At 67.1% G+C, this 16,359-nt stretch carries 12 protein-coding genes; 7 read left to right on the forward strand and 5 right to left on the reverse strand.

From position 1 onward, the window contains the following. Positions 1 to 43: 43 nt before the first annotated feature. Complete coding sequence (gene acnB / locus BDI24065_RS07980; protein WP_175030752.1) at positions 44 to 2,629, reverse strand: bifunctional aconitate hydratase 2/2-methylisocitrate dehydratase; 2,586 nt, start codon at positions 2,627 to 2,629, stop codon at positions 44 to 46. A gap of 581 nt (positions 2,630 to 3,210) precedes the next feature. Here acnB and BDI24065_RS07985 point away from each other — a divergent pair. Then, a complete protein-coding gene (locus BDI24065_RS07985) occupies positions 3,211 to 3,966 on the forward strand; it encodes a BPL-N domain-containing protein (RefSeq protein WP_175030753.1) in 756 nt (251 codons plus the stop codon). Between the two features lie 9 nt (positions 3,967 to 3,975). Here the strand turns inward: BDI24065_RS07985 and BDI24065_RS07990 are convergent, their stop codons facing one another. The 3 genes from BDI24065_RS07990 to BDI24065_RS08000 all read right to left on the reverse strand — a co-directional run bounded on the left by BDI24065_RS07990 (position 3,976) and on the right by BDI24065_RS08000 (position 6,170). Then, positions 3,976 to 4,449, reverse strand: coding sequence for a nuclear transport factor 2 family protein (locus BDI24065_RS07990; protein WP_175030754.1), 474 nt, complete (start codon positions 4,447 to 4,449; stop codon positions 3,976 to 3,978). Positions 4,450 to 4,860: 411 nt separating this feature from the next. After that, entirely contained in the window at positions 4,861 to 5,109 is a 249-nt protein-coding gene (locus tag BDI24065_RS07995) for an adhesin (protein ID WP_175030755.1), read from the reverse strand. Between the two features lie 626 nt (positions 5,110 to 5,735). Then, positions 5,736 to 6,170: a universal stress protein gene (locus BDI24065_RS08000; protein ID WP_175030756.1), complete on the reverse strand. Its 435-nt coding sequence runs from the start codon at positions 6,168 to 6,170 to the stop codon at positions 5,736 to 5,738. Positions 6,171 to 6,537: 367 nt separating this feature from the next. On the opposite strand from BDI24065_RS08000, the gene BDI24065_RS08005 reads away from it, so the two are divergent. The 6 genes from BDI24065_RS08005 to BDI24065_RS08030 all read left to right on the forward strand — a co-directional run bounded on the left by BDI24065_RS08005 (position 6,538) and on the right by BDI24065_RS08030 (position 11,363). Further along, positions 6,538 to 8,022 (forward strand): amidase, encoded by a 1,485-nt coding sequence (locus tag BDI24065_RS08005; protein WP_175030757.1) that lies wholly within the window; start codon positions 6,538 to 6,540, stop codon positions 8,020 to 8,022. 220 nt (positions 8,023 to 8,242) lie between these two features. Then, a complete protein-coding gene (locus BDI24065_RS08010; protein ID WP_175030758.1) occupies positions 8,243 to 8,929 on the forward strand; it encodes a hypothetical protein in 687 nt (228 codons plus the stop codon). A gap of 120 nt (positions 8,930 to 9,049) precedes the next feature. Beyond that, positions 9,050 to 9,880 (forward strand): arylamine N-acetyltransferase family protein, encoded by an 831-nt coding sequence (locus BDI24065_RS08015; RefSeq protein WP_175030759.1) that lies wholly within the window; start codon positions 9,050 to 9,052, stop codon positions 9,878 to 9,880. Positions 9,881 to 9,966: 86 nt separating this feature from the next. Further along, positions 9,967 to 10,143 carry a ribbon-helix-helix domain-containing protein gene (locus BDI24065_RS08020; protein WP_039344130.1) on the forward strand — a complete coding sequence of 59 codons (177 nt, stop codon included), beginning with the start codon at positions 9,967 to 9,969 and terminating at the stop codon, positions 10,141 to 10,143. 1 nt (position 10,144) lies between these two features. Continuing rightward, positions 10,145 to 10,495: a VOC family protein gene (locus BDI24065_RS08025; RefSeq protein ID WP_175030760.1), complete on the forward strand. Its 351-nt coding sequence runs from the start codon at positions 10,145 to 10,147 to the stop codon at positions 10,493 to 10,495. 7 nt (positions 10,496 to 10,502) lie between these two features. Continuing rightward, positions 10,503 to 11,363: a class I SAM-dependent methyltransferase gene (locus tag BDI24065_RS08030; protein ID WP_175030761.1), complete on the forward strand. Its 861-nt coding sequence runs from the start codon at positions 10,503 to 10,505 to the stop codon at positions 11,361 to 11,363. A gap of 22 nt (positions 11,364 to 11,385) precedes the next feature. On the opposite strand, the gene BDI24065_RS08035 is transcribed toward BDI24065_RS08030, so the two are convergent. After that, on the reverse strand, positions 11,386 to 16,227 hold the full coding sequence (locus BDI24065_RS08035; RefSeq protein ID WP_175030762.1) for an NAD-glutamate dehydrogenase: 4,842 nt from the start codon (positions 16,225 to 16,227) through the stop codon (positions 11,386 to 11,388). Positions 16,228 to 16,359 lie beyond the last annotated feature (132 nt).

Here is a 16,359-nt window from a genome sequence, read left to right on the forward strand (position 1 = left end):
GGCGCTGCGACGTCAACTACCCGCCGCGGCTCGCTCCGCGTGCTTACAGCTGCACGGTGTCGGCCACTTCCTTGAAGTCTTCGATCTGGTCGAAGTTCATGTACTTGTAGATCTGGTCGCCGTTCGCGCTGAGCACGCCCATGTCGGCCATGTACTCTTCCTTGGTCGGGATCTTGCCCAGACGCGAGCAGATCGCTGCCAGTTCCGCCGAGCCGAGGTACACGTTCGTGTTCTTGCCGAGACGGTTCGGGAAGTTGCGGGTCGACGTCGACATGACCGTCGCGCCTTCGCGCACCTGAGCCTGGTTACCCATGCACAGCGAGCAGCCCGGCATTTCGGTACGCGCGCCGGCCGTACCGAACACGCCGTAGTGGCCTTCTTCGGTCAGCTGCTTCTGGTCCATCTTGGTCGGCGGCGCGACCCACAGCTTGACCGGGATGTCGCGCTTGCCTTCGAGCAGCTTCGACGCGGCACGGAAGTGACCGATGTTGGTCATGCACGAGCCGATGAACACTTCGTCGATCTTCGCGCCTGCGACGTCCGACAGCGTCTTCACGTCGTCCGGGTCGTTCGGGCATGCGACGATCGGCTCGTGGATGTCGGCGAGGTCGATCTCGATGACGGCCGCGTACTCGGCGTCGGCATCCGGCGACAGCAGTTGCGGGTCGGCCAGCCACTGCTCCATCGCCTCGATACGGCGCTGCAGGCTGCGCGGATCCTGGTAGCCCTGCGCGATCATCCACTTCAGCAGCGTGATGTTGCTGTTCAGGTATTCGATGATCGGTTCCTTGTTCAGGTGCACCGAGCAACCGGCTGCCGAACGCTCTGCCGACGCATCCGACAGCTCGAATGCTTGCTCGACCTTCAGGTCGGGCAGGCCTTCGATTTCGAGGATACGGCCCGAGAAGATGTTCTTCTTGCCTTGCTTGGCGACCGTCAGCATGCCTTGCTTGATCGCGTACAGCGGGATCGCGTTGACGAGGTCACGCAGCGTGACGCCAGGCTGCATCTTGCCCTTGAAGCGGACCAGCACCGATTCCGGCATGTCCAGCGGCATCGTGCCGGTGGCGGCCGCGAACGCGACCAGGCCCGAACCTGCCGGGAAGCTGATGCCGATCGGGAAGCGCGTGTGCGAATCGCCGCCGGTGCCGACGGTGTCGGGCAGCAGCATGCGGTTCAGCCACGAGTGGATCACGCCGTCGCCCGGGCGCAGCGCGATACCGCCGCGCGTGCTGATGAAGTTCGGCAGCGTCTGGTGCGTCTTCACGTCGACCGGCTTCGGATAAGCGGCGGTGTGGCAGAACGACTGCATCACGAGGTCGGCCGAGAAGCCGAGGCAGGCCAGATCCTTCAGTTCGTCGCGGGTCATCGGGCCCGTGGTGTCCTGCGAGCCGACCGAGGTCATCTTCGGTTCGCAGTACGTGCCCGGGCGCACGCCCTGGCCTTCCGGCAGACCGCATGCACGGCCGACCATCTTCTGCGCGAGCGAGAAGCCCTTGCCGCTGTCGGCCGGCTGGTGCGGCAGGCGGAACAGCGTCGACGGCGCGAGGCCCAGCGCTTCACGTGCCTTCGCGGTCAGGCCGCGGCCGATGATCAGCGGAATGCGGCCGCCGGCGCGCACTTCGTCGAACAGCACGTCGGACTTGACCTGGAATTCGGCGATCACGTTGCCGTCCTTCAGCGCCTTGCCTTCGTACGGACGCAGTTCGACCACGTCGCCCATTTCCATCTGCGACACGTCGAGCTCGATCGGCAGCGCGCCGGCATCTTCCATCGTGTTGTAGAAGATCGGGGCGATCTTGCTGCCGAGGCACACGCCGCCGAAGCGCTTGTTCGGCACGAACGGGATGTCTTCGCCCGTGAACCACAGCACCGAGTTGGTGGCCGACTTGCGCGAGGAGCCGGTGCCGACCACGTCGCCCACGTAGGCGACCAGGTGACCCTTTTCCTTCAGCGATTCGATGAACTTGACCGGGCCGCGCTTGCCGTCTTCTTCCGGCGTGATGCCCGGGCGTGCGTTCTTCAGCATCGCCAGTGCGTGCATCGGGATGTCCGGGCGGGTGGTGGCGTCCGGGGCCGGCGACAGGTCGTCGGTGTTGGTTTCGCCCGTCACCTTGAACACGGTGATGGTCAGGCTTTGCGGCACTTCCGGACGGCTCGTGAACCATTCGGCGTCGGCCCAGCTTTGCAGCACGGCCTTCGCGTGCACGTTGCCCTTGTCGGCGAGTTCCTTGACGTCATGGAACTGGTCGAACATCAGCAGGGTTTTCTTCAGTGCGTCGGCGGCCACGGCAGCGACGGCTTCATCGGACAGCAGCTCGATCAGCGGCTGGATGTTGTAGCCGCCCAGCATCGTGCCGAGCAGTTCGGTCGCGCGTTCGCGCGAAATCAGCGGGCAGGCGGTCTCGCCCTTGGCCACGGCGGCCAGGAAGCCGGCCTTCACGCGGGCGGCTTCGTCGACGCCGGCAGGCACGCGATGGGTGATCAGGTCGAGCAGCGTCTGCTCTTCGCCGGCGGGCGGGTTCGTCAGCAGTTCCACCAGTTCGGCGGTCTGCTGAGCCGTCAGCGGCAGGGGAGGAATACCGAGCGCGGCGCGGGCGGCCACGTGAGCACGAAAGTTTTCAAGCATGGGGAGACCTGCTGATATTGCGTTTGAGGGGAAGGCCTTGCCGGCACTCCGGGGCTGTTCCAGGCACTGCTTTGAGCGGGATTCTAATCTCAATGCTCTTTAACGTCAAATGTCTTATGTCTTATATAAGAGTTGATCGACGGGAAGCGGGAAAGCGCGGTGGAATGGGGGAGTCGGTCTGTTGGGGCGTGTTTGGGAGGTTCGCCTGGGTGCCGATGCGGGCAAGGTGTTCCGGGCGGTTCTGACCGTGGTCGGGAGGCGCGGTGCGATCCGGGCGTGTCCGTTCGCGTCGGGTGCCTCCGTCGTCGGCTTTGGTTGCCGTCATGTGAACCGACACGAACCGTTCGACGCCTCGGCGGGCGAGAGGCGCTACCGGTAACGAAGCCCCGGGAGCGTGGTTGTTGGCGGCGCATATATCTGCACAAGCACGCAAGAAACGTTACACACAGGCCGCTTCCGGGCACCTACGCTCTGTTTCACGCGACTTTCAATCAGGTTTCAAAAAACGGGGCGAGCATCGGCACGTGCCGGTTGCCCCGTCCTGAACGGCCGCGAGCCCTCAAATCCCGTCGATCAAACACATGCGAGCCAGAGAATCGATTTTCGTGGTGGTGTCCCTCGTCGCGGCGTCGGTCGTTCATGCGGCCACGGCCGACGACGAAGCGCGTGGCTCCGCCAGCCGTCCCGTCGCACTGGTCTATCGCGGCCCGGCCGCATGCGATGGCTGCCCCGAGACGATTGCGCAGCGCCTGCGTGAATCCGGCCACAAGTTTCGCGTGATCTACGTCGGGCCGGCGGAAAAACTCAAGATCACGCCCGCCGTGCTGGCCGGCGCCGCGCTCTATGTCCAGCCGGGCGGCGGGCAGGACATCCCCGGTGCGGCGGCCAGCATCGGGAAGCATTCGCTCAAGGCCGTGCGGCATTACGTGTCGAATGGCGGGCGCTACCTGGGCATCTGCATGGGCGCCTACCTGGCGGGCGATCCGGGTTTCGGGCTGGTCGCCGGCGAGTTCGACTCCGAGGTCGACCGGCCGGGCTCGACGCTCCACGGTATCGCGGACACGGTGACGCCGGTGGTATGGCGCGGGAAAAAGCGCTGGATCTACTTCCAGGACGGCGCGATGCTCCCGGCCGCTCCCGGCGCGGTCGTGCTGGCGACCTATCCGAACCGCGATATCGCGGCCGCGACCTATCGCTACGGCAAGGGGCGCGTCGGGCTCGTCGGCCCGCATCCCGAAGCCGACGAAAGCTGGTACCGCGAGAACGGTCTCAAGAACCCGGACGGCATTCGGCCGGACATGGCCGACGACCTGATCAACGCGACGATGAAGCCATGACGGTGTGTGCTATTTCCGCTTGGCGCGATACGCGTCGAGATTCTTGCGCGCCTGCGTGCGGATCGCGCGTTGCACGAAAGGCGTCCAGCCGAGCAGGGCGCCTTTCAGCCCAAGCGCCTGACGCGCCCAGCGCCACAGGTCGAAGCTGTCGCGATGCTCGACGATGCGTCCGTCGCGAAACCGGAACCGCGCGTCGATCCGGTTCACCACCATCCGGTTGGTCGCCGTGAAGCGGTAATGGGCGATCCACTCGGCGCGCCCGGCTTGTTGATCCGCGTCGACGTCGCCGAACGTCAATGAAAAATCCTGCGCACGCGCAACCAGCATGCGCCACATGTCGCGTGCGAGGTCGCCGCGCAGCTCGCCGAATGCGGGATCGCTGAAGACGACGTCATCGGCATAGCAGGCGAGCATCGCGTCGATGTCGCGCTGCTGGAACGCCGTGTAGAAGCGCTGGATCAACTCGGTGTGCGGATGGCTCATCTTTGGGTGGGTTGTCGTTGGCGATGAAGCGGGTCTCGACGCGCCGGCCGGATGCCGGGCAGGCCACTGTAGCGGAAATCAAACAGGCTGTCGCCGATGGCAGCGGCTGTGCGCGTCGGTTCTCCCGGCGGTTCCGCCGGCCGGGCAATGGATGGGCGATCCGGCGCTGGAGGCCGATCGCGCGTCGACCCGAGCGTGCGTGTCGACTGCCGGAAACCCGTTGTCGATGCGTCTTCCCCGCGACGAGTCGGACCGCGAGCAGACGTTCAGCGTGAACGGCGTCCGGACCGTGACATCCGTCGCGACATCGATCGAGACAATGACCGTCAACAGCGGGAATTGAGGCTGGCGGGCGCGGCTCCGGTTCAGCCGTCGTGACCCGAGCGCGACCGGAGCGTCAACGGACACCCGTCAGCGGTTCGCCAGCGCGACGTCCTGGTTGCCGCGCCCCGTCACCAGGCAGCCCGACATGAAGGCTTCGCTCTGGCTGCCGGCGGCCGCTGCGCCGAAGCCGCGGCCGAGCGCGTCGACCTTCACCTGCGCGGCACCTTGTTCGCACGCAAGCGGGCTGGTGTCGCGGCCCTGCGCATGCAGGATCGCGCGATCGCCAATGAGATACGCCAGCAGCGCGAAAACAGCGATATGTACGGCTCGTCTCATGGTTCGTCTCCTCGTTGCTCAAGCGTAACGCGGACCCGTTTGACGAAGCACTTGGGGGTTCCCCCGGTAAACGTCTGCTGAAATATGGGGCGGAAGGGGGGATCCTGTCCCGTTTTTCGGGTGTCGTGTGCGGAGCGAGGGCGCGCCTTCCATGCGGCCGGCAGGTGAAACCGGACGGGCGGCGAGGCATGCGCGCGACGGTTTTCAGCGTGACAGGTACGCGATTCGCAGGAGTTTGACGAATGTCAGGGTACGGGCGGGAGGGGCCGGCCGCGCGGCCATTCAAAGCGATAGCATGAATGCATGATTTGACGGAACGCGATCGCGGAGGAATGCATCGGTTCCGGCAAGCAGGTGCGTGTTGAACATCGCTATCGAAATAGTGAGGAATCCAAATGCTTAACGTCTCTTCTGTCCTGATCAGCCTCGCCCCGATGTGGGCCATCCTGCTCGTTGCGTCTTCGGCTGCCGCCTATTTCGTGTTCTGGCGCAAGGTCATCGACTAAGCGCCGTGGGAACGCCGGTGCGCGTGTGAGCGGCAACGTGCACACGTGTCGCACCGCGCGTTGCAAACCTGAGGCCCGTCAACGAACGGGCCGTTGCCGTATCGCCGCGCGTCATCGCCGTCATTGCACGGCCGTGACCGGCACATTCGAAATCCGCACCAGCCGGCTCATCACGCTGCGGCGGAACACCGACAACAGCGTATGCAACGGATCGTGCCGCGGCGCGACGACCACGATTTCGTCGCACCCCGTCTCCGCCGCGACGGCCGCGATCGTATCGGCCACCGGGCCCACCTTCATCACGACGCTGTACTTGACGCCGGCCTCCCGTAGGATCCGCTCGGCCATGGCCAGATCGTCGGACGCGAACTTCTCCTCGATCGAACGCAGCCGCGACAGCGGATGGTAGGCCTCGAGCCGCGTGGATTCGAGCGGTGCCTGGACATTGATCAGCACGATCTCCGACGCGCACCGTTCGCGATACAGGAAGGTCGCGTGGCGAACCGCCTGAAGCGAGCGGGGAGAGTGGCCGACCGGAACCAGCAGCTTGAGCATGAACGTTGTCCAGGAATCGAGATGATTCCAGCGTAGCGCGCCGCCGGGCCGAACGATCTAAAGAGAACGGGCGGCCGCGTAAAAATGTCGTCAATGCGCACCGCGCCGTGCCGCGCCTAATTGAAATATAAGAAATTTAAGTTTATGCGCATAAACGATTTCATCGGCCGGGGCGGCGCGCGCGACGCGTGGCCGGCCGCCCCGATTCAGTCGGAACCGCAATGAATCGCGGCGGAAAATATCGAAGGTTGCCGATCCGGCGTCGCGTAGAGTAGTGCATCGGCCGCGGCGCGGCCGCTCCCGGCCGGTTCGGGAGCGACTGCCGCCATGCGGCCCGCCATTCCATTCCGATTCCAGGAGACTCCGCATGCCGCACGGCGCCCCGCAGCTTCTCGCTCCCGCTTCCATCCCCGTCGATCCGATCGTGCGCCTGTCGGCGGGCGAGCTCGCGTCGGCGATCCGCAGCAAGGCCGTGTCGTGCGTCGAGACGATGCGCGCGTATCTCGATCACGTCGAACGCGTGAACGGGGCGGTCAACGCGATCGTCGCGCTGCGCGATCGCGACGTGCTGCTCGCGGAAGCCGCGGAAAAGGATGCCGCGCTGGCGCGCGGCGAGTACCACGGCTGGATGCACGGGATGCCGCAGGCGCCGAAGGATCTGGCGATGACGAAGGGGCTGCGGACGACCTACGGCTCGCCGATTTTCCGTGAGAACGTGCCGCACGCCGATTCCGTGGGTGTTGGGCGGATGCGCGCGGCCGGCGCGATCTTCATCGGCAAGACCAACACGCCCGAATTCGGGCTCGGCTCGCACACGTTCAACGAAGTCTATGGCGCGACGCGCAACCCGTACGACCTGACGAAGAGCGCGGGCGGCAGCAGCGGCGGCACGGCGGCGGCGCTCGCGTCGCGGATGTTGCCGGTGGCCGACGGCAGCGATTTCGGCGGTTCGCTGCGCAATCCGGCCGCGTTCTGCAACATCTACGGCTTCCGCCCGTCGCAGGGCCGCGTGCCGCGCTGGCCGGGCGTCGACGTGTTCGTGCAGCAGCTCGGCATCGAAGGGCCGATGGGCCGCACGGTCGGCGACGTCGCGCAACTGCTCGCGATCCAGGCCGGCTACGACCGCAACGATCCGCTGTCGCTCGCGGAGGATCCGGCCGTGTTCGCGCAGCCGCTCGACACTGACCTGCGCGGCAAGCGCATCGCGTGGGTCGGCGACTGGAACGGCTATCTCGCGACCGAAGCTGGCGTGCTCGCGCTGTGCGAACAGGGGTTGGCGACGCTGCGCGAGATCGGCTGCGACGTCGATGCCGCGCTGCCGGCGTTCGCGCCCGACCGGATCTGGCGCCTGTGGCTCGCACACCGGCACCTGCTGTCCGGCGGCGGGCTGCTGGCGCACTATCGCGACCCGGCGCGGCGCGCGCTGCTGAAGCCCGAGGCGATCTACGAGGTCGAAGGGCTGCTCGCGATGCAGGGCGCGGCCGTGTTCGACGCGAGCGTCGAGCGCACCGCATGGCATCAGGCCGTGCTGAGCTTCTTCGACCGCTACGACTTCATCGCGGCGCCGACCGCGCAGGTGTTCCCGTTCGACGTCGACCAGCGCTGGCCGAAGGAAATCGCGGGTCGCCCGATGGATACCTACCACCGCTGGATGGAAACGGTCGTGCCTTGGACGCTGGCCGGCTGCCCGGTGATCAGCGTGCCGGTCGGCTTCAACGACGCGGGGCTGCCGATGGGGATGCAGCTGATCGGGCGCCCGCGTGCCGATCTCGCCGTGCTGCAGCTCGCGCGTGGTTACGAGCAGGCGGCTGACCTCGTCGGGGGGCGGTTGCCGGGGTGGATGGCTGCGTAACGCGGCGCCGCCACCATTGATGCGGAGCAGGAACGAATGCCGGCACACGCATGGAAATCGCCCGGTAAACGCGGACGAATCCGCCCGAACACGTACGCCGGTCGCGGAATTGCAAGCGGCCGTGCCGCGTGATTTCGTTTCGATGTGTTTCAGTCGTTGCGGCCGCAAGCGGCGCGCTTCGACAATATCGGCCTCAACAATTCAGGCACGAGGAAAACACATGAAGCAGATTCGCGCGACGGGCCGGCACCTGGTCACGGCAGGCATCGCGTTCGGCATCCTGGCAAGCGGCGCCGCGCATGCGCAGTTTGACCTGCAGTCGATCGGCGCATCGCTGCTCGGTGGCGGGCAGCAGCAGGCGGCGCCCGCGCAGGGCGGTGTCGCGCAATTGCTGCAGGCCTATGTCGGCGCGAACCAGCAGGTGCTGACCGGCCAGTCGTCGCTCGCGTCGGCGATGGGGCTCAGCGGTGCGGCCGGGCAGGCGCAGCAAGCCGCGAGCCAGCTGACCGGCGGCAATGCGCTGACGCCGGCCGCGCTGTCGCAGATGGGCGGCGCGCAGCAATCGGTGTCGCAGGCGCTCGGCCAGGCGTTCGCGAGCGGTGGCGCGACGCACGGGCCGATCGACAAGCAGGCGTTCAGCAACGGGCTCGCGTCGCTCGGGCAGGGGCTCACGCAGTATTCGCAGCTGCAGTCCGGGCTCGGCAATCTCGGTTCGACGAGCGCGGCGTCGCTGTTGCAGTCGGGCCTGAATCCGCAGAACATGCAGGCTGCGTCGTATATCGCGCAAAGCGCGCCGGGCCAGTTGCAGTCGCTCGCGACGACGCTCAGCCAGGCCGTGCAGTTCGCGACGAGCCAGGGCATTTCGGTGCCGTCGGTCGCATCGTCCGCGCTGAAGCTGCTGCCGTAACGTTGCGCGGGGTTGCGCGATGCGGTGCCGGCATCGCGCGCGACGACGAAGATGGCCCCGCACAACATGGGGATTTCGCACGATGCTATCGTGGCGTGTCCCTTTTTTCGGTGCAGGTTCATGACAGACTCGTTTGACCTCTCGCGCTATTTCTCCCGCATCGGCTACGACGGCCCGGTCGAGCCGACGCTCGACGTGCTGCGCCGGCTGCATCTGCTGCACCCGCAGGCGATTCCGTTCGAAAACCTCAATCCGCTGACCGGTGCGCGCGTCGCGCTCGACCTGCCGTCGATCGTCGACAAGGTGCTGGCGCATCGCCGCGGCGGCTACTGCTTCGAACTCAACAAGCTGTTCTACACCGCGCTCACGACGATCGGCTTTCGCGTGACGCCGATGATCGCGCGCGTGCGCTGGATGCAGCCGCCGGAAGTCGCCACCGCGCATACGCACATGCTGCTGCGCATCGACCTCGACGGCGCGGCCTGGCTCGCGGACATCGGCTTCGGCAGCGCCACGCTGACCGCGCCGCTGCGTTTCGTGCCGGACGAGCGGCAGCTGACACCGCACGGCGCGTTCCGCGTCGTCGCCGCGCCGGTCGACGGTGAATTCGAGGTGCAGTTCGAGACGCCCGACGGCTGGCAGACCACCTATCGCTTCCAGCCGAAGCGGGTCGAGTGGATCGATTACGACGCCGCGAACTGGTTCACGTCGACCTATCCCGAATCGATCTTCCTGCATAACCTGATCGCCTGCCGCGTGCTGCCGGACGGCCGTGCCGCGCTGCGCAACACCACGCTGACGATCCGCGACGCGGCGGGCGTCGGGCACGCCGTCACGTTCGACGATGCGGCCGCATGGGGCGCATGCCTGCGCGACACGATCGGCATCGACACGACGGGATTCGATCTCGACGCGCTGTTCGCGCGGCTGGCGGCGCGCGCCGCGACGTAACCCGGATTCACGACAGCCCATGGCGGCCCGACACACGGGCCGCGTCCCTGGTTGACTTTTGCTAGATTGCTAGCATACTAGCAATCATGACCGACGAAGAAGTCAAGCAATTCAACGTGTACCTGCCGCTGAGCCTGATCCGGCAGGTCAAGCATCGCGCCATCGAAACGGAGCAATCGCTGTCCGCGCTGGTGGCCGACGCATTGCGCGCGTACCTGGCCGCGCCGCCGCCGGGCGCGGGGCCGTCCACCAAGGAGGAGTGACATGTCATCCGAGCGAATCGAAGCCGTGTACCTGACGACGCACAACTGGGGCAAGTCGGCGAAGTTCTTCCAGGCCCTGGGCTTCACGCTGGAGTTCGAAACCGATCACCACTCGGGCCAGCTGCGCAATGGCGACGGCCCCTTCCTGTTCATCGCCGAAGTACCGCCGGGCGAGACGCCGGACATGCAGGTCGTGCTCAAGGTGCCGAACGAACAGGCGGTACAGCCGCAGCCGATCGTCGACGTTGTCACGCCGTTCGAGGACACGCACTGGGGCACGCGCGACATGACCGTGCGCGACCCGGACGGTCGTGTATGGCGCCTGCAGGCGCCGGGCAAGCAGGGCGCGTGAGGCGGCCATGACCGAACCCCGCGAAAGCGCCCCCGACAGCACCGCCGCGCGCGTCGCGCTGTGGCGTGCGCTGCACGTCGAACTCGACGCGCCGCCGCACGTGCTCGCCGACGAAGTCGGGCTCCAGCTGCTCGCGCCGGAACCCGGCTGGCAGCAGCGCGGCGACATGGATCCGCAGTTCACGCGGCCGTTCCGTGCGTCGATCGTCGCGCGGGCACGCTTCATCGAGGATCTGGTGGTCGAGCAGGCTGCGCGCGGCGTGAGCCAGTACGTGATCCTCGGCGCGGGCCTCGACAGCTTCGTGCAGCGCCGGCCGGAGATGGCGTCGCGCGTGACCGTCTTCGAAGTCGACCCGCCCGCGCCGCAGGCGTGGAAGCAGCGCCGTCTGGTCGAGCTTGGCTTCGGCGTGCCCGACTGGCTGCGTTTCGTGCCGGTCGATTTCGAGGCGAAGCAATCCTGGCGCGCTGCGCTCGTCGGCGCGGGCTTCGATGCCGGCAAGCCGGCGGTCGTGGTGTCCACCGGCGTCAGCATGTACCTGACGCACGACGCGAATGCGGCCGCGTTGCGCGAAGTCGCATCGCTCGCGCCGGGCTCGACGCTCGCGATGACGTTCCTGCTGCCGCTGGAGCATGCGGATCCCGACGTGCGTCCGGGGCTGGAAATGGCCGCGAAGGGCGCGCGCGCAAGCGGCACGCCGTTCATCAGCTTCTTCATGCCGGCGCAGATCCAGGCGCTCGCGTGGGAGGCCGGTTTCGCGGCGGCCGCGCATGTATCGGCCGCCGATCTGACACGCCGCTATTTCGCCGCTCGCACCGACGGCCTGCGGCCGCCGAACAACGCGGAAGAGCTGCTGGTCGCGACGGTCTGAGCCGTCGCATTCAGCACACGCGTCAAGCGCGTTCGAGCACCGCCATTTCACGCACGACCACGAGCAGCACCGCGAGGCTCGCGCCGCCCGATGCGCGCAGGTCCGCGAGCAGGTGCTCGTAGCGCGCGAGCGCGGCTTCGCGGCGTTCACGCCACGCACCGACGATCGTTTCCGGCGTGGTCGAATCCGGCGATTCCGCGAGCGCGCTCGTCGCGAGCGTGCGCTTGAGGCGTGCAACTTCCGCAAGCGCAGCCGCGCGCGCCAGCATGTCCCAGTGCGTCGGTGTCGGCAGCGTCGCCGCGCGCTCGCCGATCCAGCTGTAATTGAGCAGCGTGCCGAGCGAGAAATAGACGCCCGCGACGAGTTCGAGGCTGCGGTTGCTGGCCGCGGCCACTTCGGCGATGTCGAGCAGCGCGGCCGAGATGTCGCCGCTTGCGACGCGCACCGCCAGCGCGCTGTCGACGCCGGCTTCGACCAGCACGCGCTGCCGCTCGGACAGCGCTTCGAGATCGTCGGCCGGCAGCAGCGACGGCAGTTGCGGTGCAAGCCGCTCCGCCGCATCGCGGCAGCGCGCGATCAGCTCGGCGACGCCGCCGTCGGCCACCGCGCCGGATTGCAGATGCCGCAGGAACCACAGCGCCGCGCGCTCCAGCAGCCGTGCGACATCGACGAACATGCGCGCCTGCACGTCGTCGGCGACACGGTTGTCGAGCGCGTCGATGTCGCGCCACACCGCATCGAGGTCGAACACGTCGCGCGCCATGATGCATGCCCGCACGATGTCGCCGGGCTTCGCGTCGGTTTCCTCCATCAGCCGGTGCACGAACGCGCTGCCGACGCGGTTCACGAGCGCGTTGGTCAGATGCGTCGCGAGAATTTCGCGGCGCAGCGGATGGCGGCGCATCGGTTCGCTGAAGCGCTGCTGCAGCGGTTTCGGGAAGTAGTCGACGAGCATCGCGGCCACCAGCGGATCCTCGGGCACGTCGGATTCGAGCAGCGCGTCGTACAGCCACATCTTGCTGTACGCGAGCAGCACCGCGCGTTCCGGTGACGTGAGGCCGAGCTTCGCGGCTTGCCGTTCCGCGACTTCGTCGTCGGTCGGCAGGAATTCGATCACGCGGTTCAGGCGGCCCGCGCGTTCGAGCCAGCGCATCAGGCGCGCCTCGGCGTCGAGCAGCTCGACCGCGTAGCGACCGGCAATCGACAGCGCCTGCGTCTGGTAGTAGTTGTCGCGCAGCACGAGCAGCCCGACTTCGTCGGTCATCTCCGCGAGCAGCGCATTGCGCTGCTTCTCGGTCATCTCGCCGTCGGACACGACGAGCCCGAGCAGGATCTTGATGTTGACTTCGTGATCCGAACAATCGACGCCGGCCGAGTTGTCGATCGCATCGGTGTTGATGCGGCCGCCGCGTTGCGCGAACTCGATCCGGCCGAACTGCGTGCAGCCGAGGTTGCCGCCTTCGCCGACCACCTTGCAGCGCAGGTCCGTGCCGTTCACGCGCACCGCGTCGTTCGCGCGGTCGCCGACCTGCAGGTGGGTTTCGCGCGCGGCCTTCACGTAGGTGCCGATGCCGCCGTTGTACAGCAGGTCGACCGGCGCCTGCAGGATCGCGCGGATCAGCTCGGCCGGCGGCAGTGCGTGCGCGTCGATGCCGAGCGCGGCCTGCACGGCCGGCGACAGCGGGATCGTCTTCGCGGTGCGCGGATAGACGCCGCCGCCCGACGAGATCGATGCCGGATCGTAGTCGGCCCAGCTCGAGCGTTCGAGCGCGAACATGCGTGCGCGCTCGGCGAAACTCGCCGCGGGATCGGGGTTCGGGTCGAGGAACACGTGCCGGTGATCGAATGCGGCGACGAGCCGGATATGCGGCGACAGCAGCATCCCGTTGCCGAACACGTCGCCCGACATGTCGCCGACGCCGACCACCGTGAAGTCGGTCGTCTGCGTATCGATGCCCATCTCGCGGAAGTGCCGCTTCACCGATTCCCATGCGCCGCGCGCGGTGATCGCCATCTTCTTGTGGTCGTAGCCGACCGAGCCGCCGGACGCGAACGCGTCGTCGAGCCAGAAGCCGTATTCGCGCGAGATCGCGTTCGCGTAGTCGGAGAAGGTGGCCGTGCCCTTGTCGGCGGCGACGACCAGGTACGGGTCATCCGGATCGTGGCGAACCACGTCGGGCGGCGGCACGATCGCGTTGCCGGCCAGATTGTCGGTCAGGTCGAGCAGGCCGCGCAGGAAGGTCTGGTAGCACGCGATGCCTTCGCGCATCCACGCTTCGCGATCGCTCGGCGGCGGCGGGTTCTTCACGACGAAGCCGCCTTTCGAGCCGACCGGCACGATCACGACGTTCTTCACCATCTGCGCCTTCATCAGCCCGAGCACCTCGGTGCGGAAATCCTCGCGGCGATCCGACCAGCGCAGGCCACCGCGCGCGACTCGCCCGCCGCGCAGGTGCACGCCCTCGACCCGCGGCGAATACACCCAGATCTCGAACATCGGCTTCGGTTCGGGCAGGCCGGGCACCTTCGCCGGATTGAACTTGAACGACAGGTACGGTTTCGATTCGCCGTTCGCGTCGACCAGGAAGTAGTTGGTGCGCTCGGTCGCGTTGATCACGCCGAGGAACTGGCGCAGGATGCGGTCCTCGTCGAGGTTCGGCACCTGGTCGAGCGCGCCTTCGATCGCCTTCAGCAGCCGTTCGGCCTGCACGTCGCGCGTGTCGCCGGTGGCCGGGTCGAAGCGCAGCAGGAACAGCTCGACGAGCTGCCGCGCGATCGCCGGGTTGCCGGTCAGCGCGCGCTCGATGTATGCATCGCTGAAGGTCGAGCCGACTTGCCGCAGGTACTTCGCATACGCGCGCAGGATCGTCACTTCGCGTGCGCTCAGGTGGGCGCGCAGCACGAGGCGGTTGAAGTCGTCGTTCTCGATCCGGCCGCTCCAGATCTGGTCGAACGCATCCTCGAACAGGCCTTTCACGCGCTCGATGTCGAACTCGGTGTCGTCGGCGAGTTCGAGGCCGAAGTCGTGGACCCACGCATGCGCGGCGTCCTGTGTCTGGATCCGGTACGGGCGCTCCTCGTCGACGCGCACGCCGAGATGCTCGAGCATCGGCAGGCTGCGCGACAGCGCGATCGGGTCGCCCGCGCGATAGACCTTGAAGCGGAACGCACGCGCCTCGGCCTCGATCGGCCGGTACAGGTTCATCGCGAGCTGCCCCGAATCCTTCACGCGCTCGATCAGCTCGATGTCGCGCACGGCGGTGCGCGCCGGATAGTCGTCGCGATAGCCGGCCGGGAACGAGTCGGCATAGCGCTGCAGCAGGCGGTTGCCTTGCTCCTCGCCGAATGCGTCGAGCAGCGCGTCTGCGAGGTCGTCCTGCCAGCGGCGCGTGACCTGCACGAGCCGCGTTTCGAGCTCGCGGGTGTCGACGTCGGGCATCGTGCCCGGTTCCGCATGCACGACGAAATGGATGCGCGCGATTGCCGATTCCGACAGCAGCGGCGTGAATTCGACGTTCACGCCGTTGTACGCATCGACGAGCAGCTTCGCGATGCGCCGGCGCAGGTCGGTGTTGTACTTGTCGCGCGGCACGAACACGAGGCACGACACGAAGCGGTCGAAGCGGTCGCGCCGCACGAACAGGCGCGTGCGCTGGTGTTCCTGCAGCCGCAGGATGCCGAGCGCGATGTCGTAGAGCTGGTCTTCGTCGGCCTGGAACAGCTCGTCGCGCGGATAGGTTTCGAGCACCGTCACGAGCGACTTGCCGAGATGTCCTTTCGGCAGGAAGCCCGCGCGCCGCACGATGTTCGCGCACTTGCGGCGCACGATCGGGATCTCGGCGCTCGACACCATGTAGGCGGTCGACGTGTAGAGCCCGATGAAGCGGCGCTCGCCCGCGACCTTGCCGTCGGGGCCGACGAGTTTCACGCCGACATAGTCGAGATAGCCGGGCCGGTGCACGGTCGCGCGCGAATTCGCCTTGGTCAGGAAGATCGGCCAGGAGCCGGTGATGATGTCGGCGGCGGCCTGCGGCAGCGGCGTGACGTCGGGCGCGCCCGACGTGCGCAGCGATTCGCGCAGGATCCCGAAGCCGGTGCCCTCGATGCCGCGCAGCCCGAAGCCGGTGCCGTCGGATACCAGCGCGTAGTCGCGCTGGCCGAGGAACGTGAAGTGATCGGCGGCCATCCATTCGAGGAACGCGCGCGCCTCGATGTCTTCCGCGGTCGATTCGCGCGCCTTCATTTCCTTGATCGTCGCGCGGGCGATCTCGACGATCTTCGGCCAGTCTTCGACCGATGCGCGCACGTCGCCGAGCACGTGCGCGATGTCGTTGCGCAACGTGTCGAGCAGCGCGGCATCGCCGCAGCGGTCGACTTCGAAATGGATGAACGACGCGAGCTGCGACTGGCCGTCGCCGGGCGTCGCGCCGCCTGCATCGACGCGCTCGATGCCGCCATCGCTGCCGCGCCAGATGCGGAATACCGGGTGCAGGGCCGAATGCAGCGCGAGCCCGAGGCGGTTGACGGCCATCGTCACCGAATCGACGAGGAACGGCATGTCGTCGTTGACGATCTCGATGACCGTGTGGTCCGAGTGCCAGCCGTGCTGGTCGAGGATCGGGTTGTACACGCGCAGCCGTTCGCTGCCGGGCACGAATTTCTGGGCGGTCTGCCAGTGCGCCATCGCGGCGCCGTAGAGATCGGCGATGCTGCGGCTTTGCAGATCGTCGGCATCGACGAAATCGTAGTAATGACGCAGGAAGGGTTCGACGATCCGGAACGTGGCTTCGGGCAGGCGCCCGCGCGCGAATTCGACGACGTCCGAGAGCAGGTGTGCGACGACTTCCTCGTTCTTCGCTTCCATGGCGGTCTCCTCGTCGGGTGGCCATCGGCTGCTGCGTCTGTCCGGCATTATGCGCCGATTGCGTGACAAAGCGATGTGCGGGCGCACAACGAGAGGCGGCCGGAAGAGGCTGCGTGCAGCGCCCGTCGCGGG

It is taken from the genome of Burkholderia lata (assembly GCF_902499025.1).
Taxonomy (GTDB): domain Bacteria; phylum Pseudomonadota; class Gammaproteobacteria; order Burkholderiales; family Burkholderiaceae; genus Burkholderia; species Burkholderia lata_C.